Source organism: Solimonas variicoloris DSM 15731 (genome assembly GCF_000382285.1).
GTDB lineage: Bacteria > Pseudomonadota > Gammaproteobacteria > Nevskiales > Nevskiaceae > Solimonas > Solimonas variicoloris.
Genome location: NZ_KB907950.1, coordinates 15,157 through 35,812 on the forward strand (window position 1 = coordinate 15,157; position 20,656 = coordinate 35,812).

General features: G+C 69.7%; 15 protein-coding genes and 1 pseudogene. 13 read left to right on the forward strand and 3 right to left on the reverse strand.

Translation table 11 applies throughout. The annotated features are described in order from the left end of the window. Positions 1–40: 40 nt before the first annotated feature. The 13 genes from H149_RS0117600 (at position 41) to H149_RS0117660 (ending at position 16,390) form a co-directional block, all read left to right on the forward strand. Positions 41–1,219 carry a phosphoglycerate kinase gene (locus tag H149_RS0117600; RefSeq protein WP_020651094.1) on the forward strand — a complete coding sequence of 393 codons (1,179 nt, stop codon included), beginning with the start codon at positions 41–43 and terminating at the stop codon, positions 1,217–1,219. 111 nt (positions 1,220–1,330) lie between these two features. Then, positions 1,331–3,349: a molybdopterin-containing oxidoreductase family protein gene (locus H149_RS0117605; protein WP_020651095.1), complete on the forward strand. Its 2,019-nt coding sequence runs from the start codon at positions 1,331–1,333 to the stop codon at positions 3,347–3,349. A 225-nt stretch (positions 3,350–3,574) separates the two neighbouring features. Next, complete coding sequence (locus H149_RS0117610; RefSeq protein ID WP_020651096.1) at positions 3,575–4,171, forward strand: LemA family protein; 597 nt, start codon at positions 3,575–3,577, stop codon at positions 4,169–4,171. 15 nt (positions 4,172–4,186) lie between these two features. Then, positions 4,187–5,017 (forward strand): TPM domain-containing protein, encoded by an 831-nt coding sequence (locus tag H149_RS24270; protein ID WP_020651097.1) that lies wholly within the window; start codon positions 4,187–4,189, stop codon positions 5,015–5,017. Between the two features lies 1 nt (position 5,018). Beyond that, positions 5,019–5,519, forward strand: a complete 501-nt coding sequence (locus tag H149_RS0117620) for a TPM domain-containing protein (RefSeq protein ID WP_020651098.1) — start codon at positions 5,019–5,021, stop codon at positions 5,517–5,519. A 139-nt stretch (positions 5,520–5,658) separates the two neighbouring features. Continuing rightward, positions 5,659–8,586 (forward strand): DEAD/DEAH box helicase, encoded by a 2,928-nt coding sequence (locus tag H149_RS21590; RefSeq protein WP_020651099.1) that lies wholly within the window; start codon positions 5,659–5,661, stop codon positions 8,584–8,586. Between the two features lie 110 nt (positions 8,587–8,696). Continuing rightward, entirely contained in the window at positions 8,697–9,539 is an 843-nt protein-coding gene (locus H149_RS0117630; RefSeq protein WP_020651100.1) for an AAA family ATPase, read from the forward strand. A 199-nt stretch (positions 9,540–9,738) separates the two neighbouring features. After that, on the forward strand, positions 9,739–10,872 hold the full coding sequence (locus H149_RS0117635) for a hypothetical protein (RefSeq protein WP_020651101.1): 1,134 nt from the start codon (positions 9,739–9,741) through the stop codon (positions 10,870–10,872). A gap of 40 nt (positions 10,873–10,912) precedes the next feature. Continuing rightward, a complete protein-coding gene (locus H149_RS0117640; RefSeq protein ID WP_020651102.1) occupies positions 10,913–12,322 on the forward strand; it encodes a DUF2029 domain-containing protein in 1,410 nt (469 codons plus the stop codon). Between the two features lie 66 nt (positions 12,323–12,388). Further along, positions 12,389–13,036 (forward strand): GNAT family N-acetyltransferase, encoded by a 648-nt coding sequence (locus H149_RS22430; protein WP_020651103.1) that lies wholly within the window; start codon positions 12,389–12,391, stop codon positions 13,034–13,036. A gap of 65 nt (positions 13,037–13,101) precedes the next feature. Beyond that, a complete protein-coding gene (otsB, locus tag H149_RS21600) occupies positions 13,102–13,869 on the forward strand; it encodes a trehalose-phosphatase (RefSeq protein ID WP_051101897.1) in 768 nt (255 codons plus the stop codon). Then, entirely contained in the window at positions 13,866–15,269 is a 1,404-nt protein-coding gene (otsA, locus tag H149_RS0117655) for an alpha,alpha-trehalose-phosphate synthase (UDP-forming) (RefSeq protein ID WP_020651105.1), read from the forward strand. Before otsB ends, otsA begins: the two co-directional genes overlap by 4 nt. Before the next feature lie 113 nt (positions 15,270–15,382). Then, positions 15,383–16,390 (forward strand): sodium:calcium antiporter, encoded by a 1,008-nt coding sequence (locus H149_RS0117660; protein WP_020651106.1) that lies wholly within the window; start codon positions 15,383–15,385, stop codon positions 16,388–16,390. A gap of 129 nt (positions 16,391–16,519) precedes the next feature. Here the strand turns inward: H149_RS0117660 and acs are convergent, their stop codons facing one another. The 3 genes and pseudogenes from acs to H149_RS23865 form a co-directional block, all read right to left on the reverse strand. Further along, positions 16,520–18,487: an acetate--CoA ligase gene (gene acs / locus H149_RS0117665; protein ID WP_020651107.1), complete on the reverse strand. Its 1,968-nt coding sequence runs from the start codon at positions 18,485–18,487 to the stop codon at positions 16,520–16,522. 164 nt (positions 18,488–18,651) lie between these two features. Further along, positions 18,652–20,328, reverse strand: a complete 1,677-nt coding sequence (locus H149_RS0117670; protein ID WP_020651108.1) for an MFS transporter — start codon at positions 20,326–20,328, stop codon at positions 18,652–18,654. A gap of 19 nt (positions 20,329–20,347) precedes the next feature. Continuing rightward, positions 20,348–20,656, reverse strand: a pseudogene (locus H149_RS23865) (hypothetical protein); the annotation flags it as partial.

Here is a 20,656-nt window from a genome sequence, read left to right on the forward strand (position 1 = left end):
GGGGCTTTTCTTTTCCAGGAATCTGCAAACGGAGCAGGTCATGAATGTTCTCCGCATGTCCGATCTCGATCTCGCCGGCAAGCGCCTGCTGATCCGCCAGGACCTCAACGTGCCGGTCCACAACGGCCGCATCACTTCCGACGCGCGCCTGCGCGCGTCGCTGCCGACGCTCAAGCTCGCGCTCGACAAGGGCGCTTCGGTGCTCGTCGTCTCGCATCTCGGCCGGCCGAAAGCCGGCAAGCTCGACCCGGACGCGTCGCTGACGCTGGTCGCCGCCTGGCTGTCGGACAAGCTCGAGCGCACCGTGCCGCTGGTCTCGAACTGGATCGACGGCCTGGCGCTGGAGCCGGGCCAGATCGTGCTCGGCGAGAACACGCGCTTCCTCAAGGGCGAGAAGGAAGACGACGAGACGCTGTCGAAGAAGATGGCGGCGCTGTGCGACGTCTACGTGATGGACGCGTTCGGCACCGCGCACCGCGCCGAGGCCTCGACGCACGGCGTGGCGAAGTTCGCGCCGGTCGCCTGCGCCGGCCCGCTGCTCGCGGCCGAGCTCGACGCGCTCGGCAAGGCCATGGCGCAGCCGAAGCGGCCGCTCGCCGTCATCGTCGGCGGCAGCAAGGTGTCGACCAAGCTCGATCTGCTCAACAACCTCGCCGACGTCGCCGACCAGCTGATCATCGGCGGTGGCATCGCCAACACCTTCCTCGCCGCCGCCGGCTTCAGCGTCGGCAAGTCGCTGTGCGAGAAGGACATGCTCGATACCGCCAAAGCGATCCGTGCCAAGATCCAGGCGCGCGGCGGCGACATCCCGCTGCCGGAGGACGTGGTCTGCGCGACCGAGTTCTCGGCCGAGGCGCACGCCGTGATCCGCAAGGTCGACGAGGTCGAAGACGACGAGATGATCCTCGACATCGGCCCGAAGACGCGCGCCAAGCTCGCCGCGCAGCTGCGCAGCGCCGGCACGATCGTCTGGAACGGCCCGGTCGGCGTGTTCGAGTACGACGCCTTCGCCGAAGGCACCAAGGCGCTCGCCGAGGCGATCGCGCAGAGCAGCGCGTTCTCGCTCGCCGGCGGCGGCGACACGCTGGCGGCGATCGACAAGTTCCACGTCGCCGACAAGATCGGCTACATCTCCACCGGCGGCGGCGCCTTCCTCGAATTCCTCGAAGGCAAGACCCTGCCGGCGGTGGCGATGCTGGAGTCGCGCGCCAAGAGCTGAGCCGGGCCGGCCTCACCAAGGGCGTCCCAGGGCCGCGCGGTGTCCGCACACCGCGCGGCCCTTTTGTTTCTGCCGCCTTACACTGATGCTTCCGTATTGCCGTCGCCTGCCATGACCACGACCGTCGTCAAAGCTGCCTGCCCGCACGACTGCCCGGACACCTGCGCGATGCGGGTGACGGTCGAGAACGGTCGCGCGGTGAAGGTGCAGGGCGATCCGGACCATCCGACGACGCGCGGCGCGCTGTGCACGAAGGTCTCGCGCTACACCGAGCGCACGTATCACCCGGAGCGCCTGCTGCATCCGCTGAAGCGCGTCGGCCCGAAAGGCAGCGGCCGTTTCGAGCGCGTGAGCTGGGATGAGGCGCTCGGCGACGTCGCCGCGAAGCTCGCGGCGATCGCGGCCCGAGATCCCGAAGCCATCGTGCCGTACAGCTACGCCGGCACCATGGGCCTCGTGCAGGGCGAGAGCATGGCCGCGCGCTTCTTCAACAGGCTCGGTGCCTCGCGTCTCGACCGCACGATCTGTGCGAGCGCCGGTGCCACGGCGCTGGCGCTCAGCTACGGGCGCAGCGTCGGCATGCGCGTCGAGTACTTCGCCGAGTCGAAGCTGATCCTGATCTGGGGCAGCAACAGCATCGCCTCGAACCTGCACTTCTGGAGCATCGCGCAGCAGGCCAAGCGCAGCGGCGCGAAGCTGATCTGCATCGACCCGCGCCGCACCGAGACCGCCGACAAGTGCCACCAGCACATCGCGCTGCTGCCGGGCACCGACGGCGCGTTGGCGCTCGGCCTGATGCACGAGCTGATCGTCAACGACTGGCTCGACCCCGACTACATCGAGCGCCACACCGACGGCTGGGCCGAACTGCGCGAACGCGCGCTGCAGTGGCCGCCGCAGCGCGTCGCCGAGACCTGCGGCATCGCGGCCGAAGTCGTGCGCGGTCTGGCGCGCGACTACGCGACGCTCGCGCCGGCGGCGATCCGCGTGAACTACGGCATGCAGCGCGTGCGCGGCGGCGGCAACGCCGTGCGCCTGATCACCGCGCTGCCGTGCCTGATCGGCGCGTGGCGCGACCGCGCCGGCGGCCTGCTGCTGTCGGCCTCCGGCTGGCATCCGGTCGACACGATGGCGCTCGAACGTCCCGACCTACTCGGCGCGCGCACGCCGCGCACGATCAACATGAGCACGATCGGCGCCGATCTGCTGCGCGAGGCCTCGCCGGCGTTCGGTCCGAAGATCGAGGCGCTGATCGTCTACAACAGCAATCCGGTCGCGGTCGCGCCGCAGTCGCGCGAGGTCGTCGCCGGCTTTGCGCGCGAGGATCTGTTCACCGTCGTGCTCGAACATTTCCGGACCGATACCGCCGACTACGCCGACTACCTGCTGCCGGCGACGACGCAGCTCGAGCACTTCGACGTGCACAAGAGCTACGGCCACACCTCGGTGCTGGTCAATCATCCGGCGATCGCGCCGCTCGGCGAGGCGCGGCCGAACACCGAAATCTTCCGTGGCCTCGCCGCGCGGCTCGGCTTCGACGAGCCCTGCTTTGCCGAGAGCGACGTCGACATCGGCCGCAAGGCCTTCGGTCGCAGCGTGGACTTCGAGCGCCTCGATCGCGAAGGCTGGTTGCAGCTGCCGATCGCCGACGCGCCGTTCGCGCATGGCGGCTTCCCGACGCGCAGCGGCCGCGCGCAGCTCGGTGGCGAGTACGTTCCGAATTACGAATCGCGCGCGTCGGCACCCGAACTCGCGGCGCGCTATCCGCTGGCGATGATCTCGCCGCCGGCGCGCCACTTCCTGAACTCCACCTTCGTCAACGTGCAGAGCCTGCGCAGCATCGAGGGCGAGCCGCTGCTCGAACTGCATCCGGACGACGCGCGGCCGCGCGGCATCGCCGACGGCGCGCGCGTGCGCGTCTGGAACGACCGCGGCCGCTATGTCTGCACCGCGCACGTCAGCGAGCGAGCGCGGCCCGGCGTCGTCGTCGGCCTCGGCGTGTGGTGGCGCAAGCTCGGCCGCGAAGGCACCAACGTCAACGAGCTGACCAGCCAGCGCCTCACCGACCTCGGCCGCGCGCCGACGTTCTATGACTGTCTCGTCGAGGTTGCGGCGGAAGACGCTGAATAAGCGACTCCGTTCGGTATCGCGCACGCGGGCGCGGCTCGGCTTGCTCACGTCCTGATGTACGCTGCGCTGCCTGCGCGCCATTCTCGCGTGACCTGCCTGCGCTCGCGCCGCTTCTTCGGCGTTTCCCCAGCGCACGTTTGCACTTTAATCGCTGTTGTCTGGCAACATCTTGACGCTCGGGCGCGCGTACACTGGCGCCCGCCACTTTCGCTACGGGAGTTCGCCATGCGTCATCTGATCCGCCTGATGCTGCTGTCGTCCGTGCTGCTGCTGTCCGCCTGTGGCTACAACACGCTGCAGAGCGAGGACGAGCAGATCAAGGCCGCCTGGGCCGAGGTGCTGAACCAGTACCAGCGCCGCGCCGATCTGGTGCCCAACCTCGTCAACACCGTGAAGGGCTACGCCCAGCACGAGGAGCAGGTGCTGACCGAGGTCACCAATGCGCGCGCCAAGGTCGGGCAGGTCAACGTCAGCAACGACAGCTACAACGACGAAGGCAAGCTCAAGCAGTTTGCCGCCGCGCAGGGTGAGCTGAGCTCGGCGCTGTCGCGCCTGCTGGTGGTCTCCGAGAACTATCCGCAGCTCAAGGCCGACACGCTGTTCCGCGATCTGCAGGCGCAGCTCGAAGGCACCGAGAACCGCATCACCGTCGCGCGCAACCGCTACATCCAGGCGGTGCAGGCCTACAACACGACGGTGCGCTCGTTCCCGACCAATCTCACCGCCAAGGTCTTCGGCATGCAGGTCAAGCCGAGCTTCACGGTCGAGAACGAGAAGGCGATCTCGGAAGCGCCGAAAGTCGATTTCGGCGGCGGCAAGTAAGCCGGGAGCGGCGCCGTGCTGCTGCGCGCGTTCGTCGCGCTGACCCTGCTGCTCGGTGCGGCGCTGGCGCGCGCCGATGTGCCGGTGCCGGCGCTGGCGGCGCGCGTCACCGACCAGACCGGCACGCTCGACGCCGCGCAGCGCGCCGCGCTGGAGGCCAAGCTGGCGGGCTTCGAGCAGGTCAAGGGCAGCCAGATCGCGATCCTGATCGTGCCGAGCACCGAGCCGGAGACGATCGAGCAGTATTCGATCCGCGTCGCCGAGCAGTGGAAGCTGGGCCGCAAGGGGGTCGATGACGGCCTGCTGATCCTCGTCGCGCGCAACGACCGCACGGTCCGCATCGAGGTCGGCTACGGTCTGGAGGGCGTGGTGCCGGATGCGATCGCCCATCGCGTGATCGACGAGATCATCGTGCCGAAGTTCCGCGGCGGCGATTACTACGGCGGCCTCGATGCCGGCGTCGACCAGCTCATCAAGGTGATCGACGGCGAGCCGCTGCCGCCGCCGCCGGAGCGCTCCGCACGCAGCGGCCAGCGCATCGAGCCGCTGATCCCGGTGCTGATCGCGGCGCTGATCGCCGCGCAGTTCCTGCGCCGCGTGTTCGGCGCCGGGCTCGGCTCGGTGCTCGCCGGCGGCAGTGTGTTCGGCCTGGTCTGGCTGCTGTCCGGCACGCTGCTGCTCGCCGCGTTCTTCGGCTTCGTCGCCTTCATGCTGACCTTGTTCGGCGTCGCCATTCCGCTCGGCGGTGGCGGCTGGAGCTCGCGCGGTGGTGGCGGCTTCGGCGGTGGCGGCTTCGGCGGCGGTGGCGGCGGCTTCGGTGGCGGCGGCGCTTCGGGGAGGTGGTGAGATGGACTGGGCGCGCCTCATCCGGCATCTGACGGCAACCCCCTGGCGGCGCCGGCGCTGCTTTCCGCCGCAGGCGCTGGCGGCGATCGAGGCGGCGGTGCGCGCCTGCGAGTCGCGCCACGCCGGCGAGATCCGCTTCGCCGTCGAGACCGCGCTGCCGCTGCATCGCGTCTGGGCCGGCCTGACGCCGCGCGAGCGCGCCGCCGAGGTCTTCGCGCAGCTGCGCGTCTGGGACACCGAGCACAACAACGGCGTGCTCATCTACGTGCTGCTCGCCGACCGCGACGTCGAGATCGTCGCCGACCGCGGTGTCGGCAATGCCCGCGTGCCGGCGGCCGAATGGCAGGCCTGCTGCCAGCTGATCGAAGCGCAGTTTCACGCCGGCCGCTATGCCGAGGGCGCCTGCGCCGGCATCGCCGCCGTCGCCGAGGTGCTCGCCCGGCATCCGCCGGCACGGCGTGATGCCGGCAACGAGCTGCCCGACGCGCCGGTGCTGCTCTAGTCTCGCGCCGCGGAGCTGCGCCGCCTTCGCGCAGGCTCTAAACTGACAGTCTTTTGACTGTCGAGTCTCCCATGTCTTCGTCGGCGTTCGCGCCTGCCGCTGCTTCCCGACTCTGGTCCGCGCCGCGAGGCGCGCGCCCATGAGCGGGCGTGCGGCTGCGCCGGACCTTGCCGGCTGCCTGCGCGAGCTCGACACGGCGCCGCCGGCGGACGACGAAGCCGACGGTCTGCAGCGCCTGCTCTACCTGCTCGATGGCGATCCGACACTGGCGCGGGCCGCGCTCCTGCAGGCGATCAGCGCGCGCCGGCGCACCGACGGCGGCTACAGCGGCGCGCAGCCGCAGCCGAAGGCCGCGCACAGCCACGCCCGCCACGTTGGCGAATTCGACCGCCGGTTGCTGCAGTTCATCGACGCCCAGCAGCGCGACGCGGGTCCGCCATGGGCGCTCGACGGGGCCTGGGGCGCCGAGCTGCTGGCCCGCCTGGTTGCCAGCGGTCGCTGCCACTGGCGCAGCGAGCAGGCGCCGGCGCTGAGCCGCGGCGAAGCGCGCGACGGCAGCTTCCGCTGGCAGCTCGGTGACGACGGACGCAGCCGGTTGACGCTGGACGTCGAAGGCGCTGCGACGATTCTGCCGCTGCAGCCGCCGTGGTACGTGGACGTGCGCAAATCGCTCGCCGGGCCGGTCGAGTGCGGCGTGCCGGCGGGGCTGGCGGCGCAGTTGCTGCGCGTCGAGCCGCTGCCGCCCGATCAGCTGGCGCGGCTCGCCGAGCGCTGGTCGGCGACGCTCGGCGAGCACGCGCTGCGCGTGCCGCCGCCGCCGGCCGTGCAGTTCCGCCGCCGTCGCGACGTGCAGCCGGTGCCGGTGCTGGCCTTGCGTCAGGCCTGGCTGCCGCAATCGTGGGCGCGCGAGGAGGCGATCGACGCGGCCTCGCTGAGCTTCGACTATGCCGGGCTGCGCTGTGCGCCGGGCTCGGCGCCGCTGCCGCTGGTGCGCGTGCAGGACGGCGTGGTCACGCAGATCGAGCGACAGGCGGCGCGCGAGCAGGCGCTGCTCGCGCGGTTGCGGCAGACGCGGCTCGAACCGGTGCGCGACTACTACCGCCGCGAGACCGGCCTGCTGGCGCCGCCGCCGAGTGTCGGCCGCGCCGGCTGGGTCGACTTTCTTGCCGCCGAGGCGCCGAAGCTGCGCGCCGAGGGCTGGCGCCTGGAGATCGATCCGGATTTTCCGTGGCGCCTGCACGAGCCGGACGACAGCGACTGGCGCCTGCGCGTCGCCGCGCACGGCGACGGCGGTTGGTTCGACGTCGGCCTGCAGATCGTCATCGACGGTCGCGAGACGCCGCTGCTGCCGCTGCTGGTCGCCTTGCTGCGCCAGGCCGGCGACAAGCTGACGCCGGCGCGTCTGCAGGCGATGGCCGACGATGCGCCGCTGATCGTGCGCGACGACGCCGGTCGCCTGATCCGCCTGCCGGCGGGACGCGTCAAGCCGATCCTCGGCACGCTGATCGAACTCTACGAGGACGCGCCGCTGCGCGACGACGGCAGCCTGCGCCTGCCGCACTGGGCCGGCGCCCTGCTCGAAGGGCTGGGCCGCGAGGGCGGGCTGCAGTTCGCCGCCGGCACGGTGCCGGTGCCGGTGGAGGTCGAGCCGCCACGCGGCCTGCAGGCGCAGCTGCGCGGCTACCAGCGCGACGGTCTCGTCTGGCTGCAGCAGCTGCGCGCGCGCGGCCTCGGCGGCGTGCTCGCCGACGACATGGGCCTGGGCAAGACGCTGCAGACCCTCGCCCACGTGCTGCTCGAGAAGGAGCAGGGTCGTCTCGACCGGCCGGCGCTGGTGGTCGCGCCGACCAGCCTGGTCTTCAACTGGCGCCGCGAGGCGGCGCGCTTCGCGCCCGATCTGCGCGTGCTGGTGCTGCACGGCCACGAGCGGCGCAAGCGTTTCTCGGCGATGGCGCACGTCGACCTGGTGCTGACCACCTACGCGCTGCTGCCGCGCGACCTCGACGCACTGCGCCGCCAGCACTGGCATCTGCTGATCCTCGACGAGGCGCAGAACATCAAGAATCCGCGTTCGAAGGCGGCGCACGCCGTCGGCGAGCTCGACGCCCGGCACCGCCTGTGCCTGTCCGGCACGCCGCTCGAGAATCACCTCGGCGAGCTGTGGTCGCTGTTCCAGTTCCTGATGCCCGGCTATCTCGGCGACGACAAGAGTTTCCGCCGCCGCTTCCGCACGCCGATCGAGAAGCACGACGACGCCGGTGTGCGCGCGCAGCTGGCGCGCCGCCTCGGTCCGTTCCTGCTGCGGCGCACGAAGAACGAGGTCGCGCGCGAACTGCCGCCGCGCACCGAAATCACCCGCAGCGTCGCGCTCGAAGGCGCGCAGCGCGATCTCTACGAGACTGTGCGCACGGCGATGCACGACGAACTGTGCGCCGAGATCGAGCGCCACGGTCTGGCGCAGTCGCGCATCGCCCTGCTTGCGGCGCTGCTCAAGCTGCGCCAGATCTGCTGCGATCCGCGTCTGCTGAAGAACCCGGAAGCCGAGCCGGTGCGCGAATCGGCGAAGCTGGATCTGCTGATGACGCTGCTGCCGGACATGCTGTGCGAGGGCCGCCGCGTCCTGCTGTTCTCGCAGTTCACTTCGATGCTGGCGCTGATCGAGGCGGAGCTGAAGGCGCGCGGCATCGACTATCTGCTGTTGACCGGCGCGACGCAGGACCGCGAATCGCTGGTCGACCGTTTCCAGCGCGGCGAGGTGCCGTTGTTTTTGATCAGCCTGAAAGCCGGCGGCGTCGGCCTCAACCTGACGGCGGCCGACACCGTGATCCACTACGATCCGTGGTGGAACCCGGCGGTCGAGAACCAGGCGACCGATCGCGCGCACCGCATCGGCCAGGACAAGCCGGTGTTCGTCTACAAGCTGCTCAGCGAAGGGACGGTCGAAGAAAAGATCGCCGAGCTGCAGACGCGCAAGCGGCAGCTGGCCGATGCCCTGTTCGCCGACAGCGGCGAGCATCCGGACTTCGACGCCGAGACCGTCGCCGAGTTGTTCGCGCCGCTCGGCTGAAGGCGGCGCGGTGGCGGGCCGGCGCGGCAGGCGGCGCCAGCCTGACTTTCGAATAATCTGTGTAATCTGTGAAATCTGCTGTTTTGCCTCTTCAGAACGGAAACACCGCAATGCGCTTCGAAGGTACCGAGAACTACGTCGCCACCGACGACCTGATGATGGCGGTCAACGCGGCCGTGACGCTGCAGCGTCCGCTGCTGGTCAAGGGCGAGCCGGGCACTGGCAAGACGCAGCTGGCGCGCGAGATCGCGCGAGCGCTGAACCGTCCGTTCCTCGACTGGGCGATCAAGTCGACGACCAAGGCCCAGCACGGGCTCTACGAGTACGACGCGGTTTCGCGTCTGCGCGATTCGCAGCTTGGCGACGAGAAGGTGCGCGACATCGGCAACTACATCGTCAAGGGCAAGCTGTGGGAGGCGTTTTCGTCGGACACGCAGCCGGTGCTGCTGATCGACGAGATCGACAAGGCCGACATCGAGTTCCCGAACGACCTGCTGCGCGAGCTCGATCAGATGGAGTTCTACGTCCACGAGACGCGCGAGACGATCCGCGCCAAGAACCGGCCGATCATCATCATCACCTCGAACAACGAGAAGGAACTGCCGGACGCGTTCCTGCGCCGCTGCTTCTTCCACTACATCCGTTTCCCCGACAAGGAAACGATGCAGAAGATCGTCGACGTGCACTTCCCGGATCTCAAGAAGAACCTCACGAAAGACGCGATGGAAGTGTTCTTCGGCCTGCGCGAGCTGCCGGGCCTGAAGAAGAAGCCGTCGACCTCCGAGCTGCTCGACTGGCTCAAGCTGCTGATGGCCGAGGACATCGATCCGGCGGTGTTGCGCGAAACCAGCACCAAGAAGACGCTGCCGCCGCTGTACGGCGCGCTGCTGAAGAACGAGGCCGACGTGCATCTGTTCGAGCGCGTCGCCTTCATGGCGCGGCGTTCGAGCTGAAGTCCTGGCACGCCGGCGCGAATGGTGCCGGCGCTGCGATGTCAGGCATCTGTCCGCGCCGCGGGGACGGCGTCGGCGACGATGCGAACTGCCGCACGAAACGGCGGCGCACGCGCGCGTCCGTGTGTCCGAGTGCACGGTAGCCCGCCGGCGCAGCTGCTGAACTCGCGGCCTTTCGAATCCGGTGTTGGGGGATGACATGAAATCGCTCTGCAAGCTGATGGTCGTGGCCGCGGCCGCCTCGGCGTGGCTCGGTCCGGTGGTGGTGCATGCGGCCGGCGACGAGGCTCTGGCGCCGTGGTTCGAACGTGTGCCGGGCCCGCCGAAGACGACTGCCGAAGCGGCGGCGCGCATGCGCATCGAAGATCAGCGCGCAACGCTGGATGGCACGGCGTTCGCGGCGTTCCAGCGCCAGTACGACACGCGCAAGCAGGCGATCGAGGCCAGGATGCAGGCGGCCGCGGCCGAGGGGCAGGTCGCCGCGCAGGGCATGCACCAGGATCTCAACGCGGCGGCCGGCGAGGACGTCACCAGCGAGGCATTCCAGGAAAAGTTCGAGAAGATGTCGGACGCCGAGAAGATGGCGCTGGCGATGAAGATGAACAGCCAGATGCAGAAGAGCATGGGCAGCAGCTATGCCGGCGGCGCGAACTTCGCCGGTCAGGAGCCGCCGGCCGTGCAGGCGGCGACGCGTGCCTATCTCAATTACCAGCAGCAGGTGGTGGCGCAGGCGCAGGATGCCGTCGCTAACGCGCAGCTGATCGCCGGACTGGAGCGCGCGCACCGCGAGCTCGACCAGCGGCTCAGCCGCGAGGCGGCGGCCTGCGTCGCCAGCGGTGATGCGGCCCAGGCGCTGCCCTGTCTGCGGGCGAAGACGGCTGCGTGCTGGGACCAGCATGCGGCGCTCGGTGCGCAGCAGCTGACGCAGCTGCAGGGCACGTACCAGCAGCAGTTGGCGCGCAGCCGCAAGGCGGCGGCCGAGGCCGACCGCGTGCTCGCGCCGGCCCAGTACGGCGGCGCCGCGCGCAGCTATACCGGTCGTTCGCAGCTGTACGGCTATCAGAGCCAGATTCTCGGCGAGGTCGACGGGCTCGCGAAGCTGTCGCAGGCCGCCTGGCAGTACGGCGGCGGCTGGGTGGCCGGCAAGGGCGCCGCGCGTGGCGAGGCGGTTTACGTTGCCGGCGGCGAGGCCAGCTGCGGCTACGAAACCCGTTTCGGTCGCGCCGGCAGCTCCGGCCGCAGCGGCAGCTCGCGGCCGTCGACGCCGGCGACGCAGGCCACCAAGAGCGTGCAGGACGGCGCCCAGAAGGTCCTCAACTGGCTCGGCCGCTGATCGGCCACTGAGCAGCGGCTGACGCACGCGCGGCACGAACATGGCGCTGGCCCGGTCTGACGCGGCCGCGGTCGGCGCCTGGCAGGTGCCGCTGCTGCTCGTGCTCGCCGTCGCGCTGGCGTACGCGAACGCGCTCGGCGGGCCCTTCCAGTTCGACGATTTCGACGCCTTCGTCGAAGTGCACGCCGCGCACGACTGGGCGGCGTGGTGGGCCGATCTCGGCCGCGGCCTGCGGCCCTTGCTCAAGCTCAGCCATCTGGTCGACTGGCAGCTCGCCGCGCGCTTCGGTGGCGGCGCGCTCGTCTTTCATCTCGACAATCTGCTGATCCACGCCGCCAACGTGCTGCTGGTCGCATGCCTCGTCGAGCGGGCCTGCGTCCGCTGGCTGCCGGCGCTCGACATCGCCGCGCGCCGGCGCGCCGTGCTCGTCGCCGCGCTGCTGTTCGCCCTGCATCCGGCGCAGACCGAAGCGGTCACCTACATCAGCGGCCGCTCGGTGTCGCTGATGACACTGCTGATGCTGGCCTCGACGCTGGCCTATCTGCAGCGTCGCTGGTGGCTCGCGGCGACGCTGTACGTGCTGGCGATGGCGACCAAGGAACCGGCGGCGGTGCTGCCGCTGCTGTTCGCGCTCGCCGAAGTCTGCGGCCTGGCGCGGCGTTCCGGCGACGGCGCGCGTCGTGGTGTCGTCTGGCGCCTCGGCGCTTTGCTGCTGCTGCCCTTGCTGCTCGGCGGCTGGATGGTGCTGCATTCGCGCTATCGCGAATTTCTGCTCGCCAGTCTCGGCACGCGCACCATCGCCGACAACCTGCTGTCGCAGCTGCAGGCGCTGCGCTATCTGGCGGAACTGGCGCTCGGCCTGCGTGCGCCGAACATCGATCCCGCGCTCGCCGTGGCGACGCAGTGGACGCCGGCGCTGGCGGTGAGCGCGGCGCTGCTGGTGGCGCTGCTGGCGATGGCCGTTGCGCTGCGGCAGGCGCGGCCGTGGTGGAGCTTCGCTCTCGGCTGGTGCCTGATCGGACTGCTGCCGACCAATTCGATCCTGCCGCGCTACGACCTCGTCAACGACCGCCAGCTCTACCTGCCGCTGATCGGGCCGAGCCTGGCGCTGGCGCTCGAACTGGCGGCGCGCGGTGCGTTCGCGGCCGGCGCCTGGCGGCGCGTCGCCCCGCTGCTGCTGGCGCTCGCGCTGCTGCTCGGCGCGGGCACACAGCGCCGCAACGCCGATTACGCGAGCGAGATCGCGCTGTGGCGGACGACCGTCGCCGCCTCGCCGGACAAGGCGCGGCCGTACAACAATCTCGGCTACGCGTACCAGCTCGCCGGCTGTGACGCCGAGGCCGCTGCCGCCTATCGGCGCGCGCTCGAACGCGAGCCGGACTACCAGCGCGCCCGCGACAATCTGCTGGTCATCGAAGCGCGTGCCGCGCCGATGCGCAGCTGCCGTTGAGCGTCGGCGCTGACGGACGCGGCGGTGCGATCTCATCGCCCTGTCCGGCGCGTTACGATCCCCTCCATGAACGTCCACGACCTTCATCGCATGCGTGCCGACCTGCCGACGATCCGGCCGGCGCGACGTGACGACGCAGCGTCGCTGACGCCGCTCGTCTACGCCTCGGGGCCGGCCGTGTTCGACTACGTGTTCGGCGCTGCCGGGCGGCCGGCGACGGACTTCCTGCATTACGCGCTCGCCAGCGGCGAAGGCCTGCTCGGCTGGCGCGCGCATCACGTTGCCGAGCAGGACGGCGAGGTGATCGGCAGCGTGGCGCTGTACGCCGGCGACGATGCCGTGCGCCTGTCGCGCGTGACGGTCATGCAGTACTTCCGCTTCCACCTGCCGTGGACCGCATTCGGCGTGCTGCGCCGTGCCATGCGCGTCGGCGAGATGCAGGCGCCGCCGGGCGAGCGCGATCTGTACATCGCGCATCTCGCGGTGGCGGACCACTGGCGGCGGCGCGGCATCGCCTCGCGCATGCTGGCGTATGCGCAGCGCGTGGCGGCGCTGCACGGCTGCCGGCACAGCGTGCTCGATGTTGCCGACGGCAATATCGCGGCACGGCGCCTGTACGAGCGACACGGATTCTTCACCGCGTCGCTGCCGCGCCGCGCGCCGGACGCGCGCGTGCCGGTCTCGCTGCGCATGCAGCGCGCGGCGCCGATCTGAATGCGCACTGAATCGCTCGGGTTGTGCGGCTTGGATCGATTGCCGACAATCGAACCACGATGCAAATGTCACGAGTCCCAGAAGCGGCCCTGCCGCCGCTGCTCGCGCCACGCGACGCTTTGTTCCTCGATTTCGACGGCACGCTCGCCGAGATCGCGGAGCGTCCCGAGCTGGTGCGCGTCGCCCCTGAACTCGTCGCCCTGATCGAGCGTACGCAGCGCCTGCTCGGCGGCGCACTGGCGATCGTCAGCGGCAGGCCGCTGCGTCAGATCGACGAACACCTGCTGCCACTGCAGCTGCCGGGCGCCGGCCAGCATGGCGCCGAACTGCGCGTGCACGGCAACGCCACGCCGCAGCGCCGTGCCTGGCCCGGCGTCGCGGCGATGGCCGCCGACGTCGTTTCGCGTTTCGGCAACGATCCGCAGCTGCTCGTCGAAGCCAAGGGCGCTGCGGTGGCGCTGCACTATCGCGCTGCGCCGGAACGTGCCGAGCTCTGCCAGACGAGCATGCGCGAACTGGCCGCGCGGCACGGGCTCGACGTGCTGGTCGGCAAGATGGTCGTCGAGGCGCGGCCTCGCGGCCTGCACAAGGGGCTCGCCGTCGATGCCCTGCTGGCGCGGCCGCTGTTCGCCGGCCGGCGACCGGTCTTCGTCGGCGACGACACCACCGACGAGGATGGCTTCCGCCGCGCCGCGGCGTGCGGCGGCTACGGCATCAAGGTCGGTCCCGGCGCGAGCGGGGCCTGCTATCGGCTCGACGGCGTCGCCGCCGTGCATGCCTGGCTGGCGCGCAGCGCCGATGCCGCGTCGCGCGCGCGGGAGAGCGCCGCATGAGCCGCCTGGTCGTGGTCTCGAACCGCGTCGGTCCGCTGCGCGGCACCGCGCGCGCCGGCGGTCTTGCAGTGGCGCTGGCCGAGGCCCTGCAGCGCCGCCGCGGTCTGTGGTTCGGCTGGAGCGGCGAGGTCTCCGAATCTCCGGCGGCCCGCGCGCAGACGCAGACCGTCGGCGGCGTCACGCGGGCCACGCTCGATCTGACGCAGGCCGAGCTCGACGACTACTACAACGGCTTCGCCAATCGCTGCCTGTGGCCGCTGTTCCATTACCGTCTCGATCTCGCCACGTTCGATCGTCGCTTCTACGACGGCTATCAGCGCGTCAACCGGCGTTTCGCGCAGGCGCTGGCGCCGCTGCTCGGCGACGACGATCTGGTCTGGGTGCACGACTATCACCTGCTGCCGTTCGGCGAGACGCTGCGCGAGATGGGCGCGCAGCAGAAGCTCGGCTTCTTCCTGCACATCCCGTTTCCGGTGCGCGAGCTGCTGACCGCGCTGCCGAGCGCCGACCGCCTGGTGCGTGCGCTGATGGCTTACGACCTGCTCGGCTTCCAGACCGAAGGCGATCTGCAGGCCTTCCGCGACTACGTGCTGCGCGAGGCCGGCGGCATCATCGACGGCGAGACCCTGCGCGCCTACGGCCGCAAGGTCGTCGCGCGCGCCTTCCCGATCGGCATCGACACCGCGCAGTTCGCGCAGATGGCGCGCAGCGCCGATGCCCGCCGCGATGCCGAGCGCCTGAAGGCGGCGATCTTCAATCGCGCGCAGATCATCGGCGTCGACCGGCTCGACTACACCAAGGGTCTGCCCGAGCGCTTCCTGGCCTACCAGAAACTGCTCGAGGACTACCCGGACGCGCATGGCCAGATCAGCTTCCTGCAGATCGCGCCGACTTCGCGCGGCGACGTGCCCGAGTACGTGCACATTCGCGAGGAGCTCGAGGCGCTGGCCGGGCGCATCAACGGCCGCTTCGCGCAGTTCGACTGGACGCCGCTGCGCTACATCAACCGCGCGATCACGCGGCGCCAGCTCGCCGGGCTCTATCGCATGAGCCGCGTCGGGCTCGTCACGCCGCTGCGCGACGGCATGAATCTGGTCGCCAAGGAATACGTCGCCGCGCAGGATTCCGCCGACCCCGGCGTGCTGGTGCTGTCGCGTTTCGCCGGCTGCAGCCGGCAGATGGGAGCGGCGCTGATCGTCAATCCGTACGACATCGCCGGCGTCGCCGAGGCGCTGCAGACGGCGCGGCACATGGCCGTCGAGGAACGCCGCGAGCGCCACGCCGAACTGATGCGCGGCCTCGCCGACTGCGACGTCAGCCGCTGGTGCGACGACTTTCTCGCTGTGCTCGATCGCGTTGGCCAGCATGCGGCTGCAGACGTCGGTACTTCCACCGCTTGATCCTCGTCAGTCGCGGTCGCGGATGCGGCTGCTAAGGTCGGCGTGCGTCGCCGTTTCGGCGCGAGGGAGGGGACAGTGCTGCAGGACGGTCGCGGATGGCACGGATGCCTGGCATGGCCCCGGCGCTGACGCTGTGGGCGCAGTTCCTGCTGTGCCTGGCGCTGATCGGTCTCGCCGGCCCCGAGCTGTGCCGCAGCGGCGAGGCGATCGCGCAGCGCACCGGCTTGTCGGGCAGCTGGATCGGTCTGGCGCTGCTCGCCACGGTCACCTCGCTGCCGGAGCTCGTGACCGGCCTCAGCGCCGCCGGCCTCGCCGAGGCGCCGGACATCGCGGCCGGTGATGTCTTCGGCAGCTGCATCTTCAACCTGGCGATTCTCGGCGCGCTGCTGATCGGCTTGCGCGAGCGGCCGGTGTTCGCGGCCGTCAGTCGCACGCATCTGATGACCGCGGCGTTCGGCGTCGTGCTGCTGGCGCTGGCGCTGACCGGCCTGCTGGTCGCGCCGCGCACGGCGCTGCTGACGTTCGGCCATGTCGGCGTGTTCTCGCTGCTGCTGCTCGCGGCCTACGCGCTGGCGATGCGGGCGATCTTCGCCGGCGAGGCGGCGCGGCCGGCGCCGGCGGCGCGGCCGGCGCCGGCGGCGAGCGCCGGGCCGCCGCTGACTGCGGCGCTGGTCCGCTACCTCGGCGCCGCGATCATCGTCGCCGTCGCCGGCGTGTGGCTGCCGCTGGTCGGCGCGCGGCTCGCCGTGGCGATGCACTGGCAGCAGAGCTTCGTCGGCACGCTGTTCATTGCCGCCGCGACCTCGATGCCGGAGATCGTCGTCACGATCGCCGCGGCGCGCATCGGCGCGATCGACATGGCGATCGGCAATCTGCTCGGCAGCAATCTGTTCAACGTCCTGCTGCTGGCGTTCGACGATGTGGCGTACCGCCCGGGTCCGCTGTTCGCGGCGGTCGCGCCGGTTCACGCCACGTCGGCCGCGGTGGCGCTGCTGATGACCGGCATCGTGCTCGCGGCACTCGCCGCGGCCGGCGGCACGCGATCGCGCCAGCGCGGGGTCGGCTGGGTGCTGCTGCTCGCCTATCTGCTGAACACCTGGCTGGTCTATCGCCAGCCGTGATTGGCCGCGTCGTCGCGGGCCAGGCCGGCGCCGCGGGTGCATGCCCGGCGAGGAGCGGAAAAAGAAACGGCCGGCGTCCTGGCGGGACGCCGGCCGCATCATGCAACCGGGCTCGATGCGCGGTCGCGCTCAGGCCTTGCCGGCGAGCTGGGCGACGATCGCCGGATTCTCCAGGGTCGAGACGTCCTGCGTGATCGCCTCGCCCTTGGCGATCGAGCGCAGCAGGCGGCGCATGATCTTGCCGGAGCGGGTCTTGGGCAGGTTCTCGGCGAAACGGATGTCGTCCGGCTTGGCGAGCGCGCCAATCTCGTGGCCGACGTGATCGCGCAGTTCCTTCGCCAGTTTCTCGGCGGCCGCACCGGTCGGGCGTTCGCCGCGGCAGATGACGAACGCGAACACGCTCTCGCCCTTGACCTCATGCGGACGGCCGACGACGGCCGCTTCGGCGACGGCCGGATGGCTGACCAGCGCGCTTTCGATCTCCATGGTGCCGAGACGATGACCGGAGACGTTGAGCACGTCGTCGATGCGGCCCATGATCCAGTAATAGCCGTCCTCGTCGCGATGCGTGGAGTCGCCGGCCACGTAGTATTTGTTGCCGAACTGCGCCCAGTAGGTCTTGATGTAGCGCTCGTTGTCGTTCCAGATCGTGCGCAGCATCGACGGCCAGGGCTTGGTGACGACCAGATAGCCGCCGACGTTGTTGTCCTTGATGATCTCGCCGGATTCGTCGACCACTTCCACGGCGATGCCGGGCAGCGGCTTGGTGCAGGAGCCCGGCTTGGTCGGCACCGCGCCGGGAATCGGCGAGATCATGATGGCGCCGGTCTCGGTCTGCCACCAGGTATCGACGATCGGCAGCTTTTCCTTGCCGATCACGGTGTGGTACCACATCCAGGCCTCCGGATTGATCGGCTCGCCGACGCTGCCGAGCAGGCGCAGCTTGGAGAGGTCGTACTTCTTCGGCCAGTCGTCGCCCAGCTTCATCAGCGCGCGGATCGCGGTCGGCGCGGTGTAGAAGATGGTCACGCCATGATCCTGCGCGATCTTCCAGAAGCGGCCGGCATCGGGCACCGTCGGCGCGCCCTCGTACATCATGATCGTCGCGCCGTTGGCGAGCGGGCCGTAGCAGACGTAGGAGTGGCCGGTGATCCAGCCGATGTCGGCGGTGCACCAGAACACATCGTCGTCGCGCAGATCGAACACCCACTGGCAGCTGACGGCGGCGCCGAGCAGATAGCCGCCGGTGGAATGCTGGATGCCCTTGGGCTTGCCGGTGGAGCCCGAGGTGTAGAGCAGGAACAGCGGATGCTCGGCCTCGACCCATTCCGGTTCGCAGCGCTCGGACTGTTTGGGCACGATGTCGTGCCACCAGATTTCGCGGGCAGCGTCGAAGTGCACCGGATGGCCCGTGCGGCGCAGCACCAGCACCTTGTCGATCGTCTTGCAGCCCTGCGACAGCGCTTCGTCGACGGCTTTCTTCAGGTCGACGATGTGGCCGGCGCGATGGCCGCCGTCGGCGGTGATCAGCAGCTTGGCGCCGGCGTCCTCGATGCGGTCCTTCAGCGACGACGACGAGAAGCCGCCGAAGACGATGCTGTGGATCGCGCCGATGCGCGCGCAGGCCTGCATCGCCATGACCGCCTCGGGCACCATCGGCATGTAGATGACGACGCGGTCGCCCTTGCCGACGCCGAGCGCCTTCAGCGCGTTGGCGACCCGGCAGACTTCGGCGTGCAGCTCGCGGTACGTGTAGTTCTTCGTATCGCCCGGCTCGCCTTCGAAGCGGATCGCGATCTTGTCGCTCTTGGCTCCGAGGTGGCGGTCGAGGCAGTTCGCCGAGGCGTTGAGGCGGCCGTCGGCGAACCACTCGTAGTTCGGCGCCTTGCGGTCGTCGAGCGCCCTGGTGAACGGCGTCTGCCAGCTGAGTTCCTTCTTCGCGAGATCGGCCCAGAAGCCGACGTGGTCCCGGGCCGCGGCGGCGTGCAGCGCGGCGAGCCGGTCCGCGTCGAGTCGCGCCTTGGCGACGAACTCCGGACGCGGCGCGAACACGCGGTTCTCGCTGAGCACGGACTGGATGTTCTGCTTCTCACTCATGAGCTTCTCCTGCGAGCTTGGGCGCGGTTTCTCGGCCGCGCTCTTTCGTTTTCGGACCTTGAAGATTATTCCGCATCCCGGCGCCGGATTTCAGCGCCGGATGCGAGCGGCCCCGACACACCGTGTCGGGGCCGGTACACGCCGGTGGCGCGTCACGCGCAACCTCAGTCGTTGGCGTGCAGCGAGCTGCCCTTGGTTTCGCGCAGGAACAGCGTGCCGATCACCAGCGTCATCACCGCGACCACGATCGGATACCACAGGCCGTAGTAGATGTCGCCATGCAGGCTGACCAGCGCGAAGGCGATCGTCGGCACGAAGCCGCCGAACCAGCCGTTGCCGATGTGGTACGGCAGCGACATCGAGCTGTAGCGGATGCGGGTCGGGAACATCTCGACCAGCCAGGCGGCGATCGGGCCGTAGACCATCGTCACGTAGATGACGAGGACCGTCAGCAGCACGATCAGCATCGGTTTGTTGATCTGTGCCGGATCCGCCTTCTTCGGATAGCTGGCCGCCGCCAGCGCGTCGCCGAGCGACTTGCCGAACGCGGCGCTCTGCTCCTTGAACGCGGCCTTGTCGAGCGCCTTGCCGTCGAACGAGGACAGCGCCGTGCTGCCGATCCTGACCTGCGCGACCGTGCCGGCCGGCGCCGCTTCGTTGGCGTACGGCACGCCGGCCTTGGCGAGCGCGCTCTTGGCGATGTCGCAGGAGCTGTTGAAGACCTTCTTGCCGACCGGGTCGAACTGGAAGCTGCACTCCTTCGGATCGGCGACGACGACCACCGGCGCGGTCGCGGCGGCGGTTTCGAGCGTCGGGTTGGCGTAGTGGGTGATGGCCTTGAAGATCGGGAAGTAGGTCAGCGCCGCGAGCAGGCAGCCGGCCATGATCACGCTCTTGCGGCCGATGCGGTCGGACAGCCAGCCGAAGAAGATGAAGAACGGCGTGCCGATCAGCAGGCCGGCGGCGATCAGCAGATTGGCCGTGGTCGCGTCGACCTTCAGCGTCTGCGTCAGGAAGTACAGCGCGTAGAACTGGCCGGTGTACCAGACCACCGCCTGGCCGGCGGTCGCGCCGAACAGCGCGAGGATGACCACCTTCAGGTTCTTCCACTGGCCGAACGCTTCCGTCAGCGGCGCCTTCGAGTGCTTGCCTTCCTCCTTCATCTTCTTGAACAGCGGCGATTCGTTCAGCTGCAGGCGGATGTAGACCGAGATCGCCAGCAGCAGCGCCGAGACCAGGAACGGAATGCGCCAGCCCCAGGCTTCGAACGCTTCGTTGCCGAGCGCGAGGCGGCAGCCGAGGATCACCAGCAGCGACAGGAACAGGCCGCCGGTCGCCGTCGTCTGGATCCAGCTCGTCGCCTGCCCGCGGTTGTCGTCGCGTGCGTGCTCGGCGACGTAGGTCGCCGCACCGCCGTACTCACCGCCGAGCGCGAGGCCCTGCAGCAGACGCAGCGAGATCAGGATCACCGGCGCGGCGACGCCGATCGAGGCATAGCTCGGCAGCACGCCGACCAGGAAGGTCGAAAGACCCATGATCAGGATGGTGATCAGGAACGTGTATTTGCGGCCGACCAGATCGCCGAGACGGCCGAACACCAGCGCGCCGAACGGTCGCACCGCGAAGCCGGCGGCAAAGGCCAGCAGCGCGAAGATGAAGGCGCTGGTGTCGTTGAGGCCGGAGAAGAACTGTTTGGCGATGATCGCCGCCAGCGAGCCGTAGAGGTAGAAGTCGTACCACTCGAAGACAGTGCCGAGCGAGGACGCGAAGATGACGCGCCGCGTCTCCGACTTGCTGATGGCGGGTGTGGTGGCGCCGAAGGTGCCGGCCGGACTGCTCATGGTGTTCTCCTCGATGTCGTTATGCCCGTGGCTGCGGTCTGCGCGCACGGTGTCGAGCGATGTGCTTGCAGAACCGATGCCAGTATCGAGTCGGTCCTGAAATATTCAATTCACCGCCGCCAGCCGCCGACCCGGCGGCCATGCCCCCCTCGTCACTGACCACCCGCTCAAGCATCCCGACCAGAAGCCAGAGTGCAAAAAGGGCCTTCAGTCCCAACCGGGCAATGGCCCGCATCAACCAGCGCAGGTTGTAGCCGGCGGCACACAACACCGGATGCAGCACATCCCCTTCCGATCCTTTGAGCCAGTTCCGCCGTAGTCCGCAGTC

Bases quoted from the DNA above. Each gene is read 5' to 3' on its own strand.
- H149_RS0117600 (WP_020651094.1), top strand. From the start codon at position 41: ATGAATGTTCTCCGCATGTCCGATCTCGATCTCGCCGGCAAGCGCCTG.
- H149_RS0117605 (WP_020651095.1), top strand. From the start codon at position 1,331: ATGACCACGACCGTCGTCAAAGCTGCCTGCCCGCACGACTGCCCGGAC.
- H149_RS0117610 (WP_020651096.1), top strand. From the start codon at position 3,575: ATGCGTCATCTGATCCGCCTGATGCTGCTGTCGTCCGTGCTGCTGCTG.
- H149_RS0117620 (WP_020651098.1), top strand. From the start codon at position 5,019: ATGGACTGGGCGCGCCTCATCCGGCATCTGACGGCAACCCCCTGGCGG.
- H149_RS21590 (WP_020651099.1), top strand. From the start codon at position 5,659: ATGAGCGGGCGTGCGGCTGCGCCGGACCTTGCCGGCTGCCTGCGCGAG.
- H149_RS0117630 (WP_020651100.1), top strand. From the start codon at position 8,697: ATGCGCTTCGAAGGTACCGAGAACTACGTCGCCACCGACGACCTGATG.
- H149_RS0117635 (WP_020651101.1), top strand. From the start codon at position 9,739: ATGAAATCGCTCTGCAAGCTGATGGTCGTGGCCGCGGCCGCCTCGGCG.
- H149_RS0117640 (WP_020651102.1), top strand. From the start codon at position 10,913: ATGGCGCTGGCCCGGTCTGACGCGGCCGCGGTCGGCGCCTGGCAGGTG.
- H149_RS22430 (WP_020651103.1), top strand. From the start codon at position 12,389: ATGAACGTCCACGACCTTCATCGCATGCGTGCCGACCTGCCGACGATC.
- otsB (WP_051101897.1), top strand. From the start codon at position 13,102: ATGTCACGAGTCCCAGAAGCGGCCCTGCCGCCGCTGCTCGCGCCACGC.
- otsA (WP_020651105.1), top strand. From the start codon at position 13,866: ATGAGCCGCCTGGTCGTGGTCTCGAACCGCGTCGGTCCGCTGCGCGGC.
- H149_RS0117660 (WP_020651106.1), top strand. From the start codon at position 15,383: ATGGCCCCGGCGCTGACGCTGTGGGCGCAGTTCCTGCTGTGCCTGGCG.
- acs (WP_020651107.1), bottom strand. From the start codon at position 18,487: ATGAGTGAGAAGCAGAACATCCAGTCCGTGCTCAGCGAGAACCGCGTG.
- H149_RS0117670 (WP_020651108.1), bottom strand. From the start codon at position 20,328: ATGAGCAGTCCGGCCGGCACCTTCGGCGCCACCACACCCGCCATCAGC.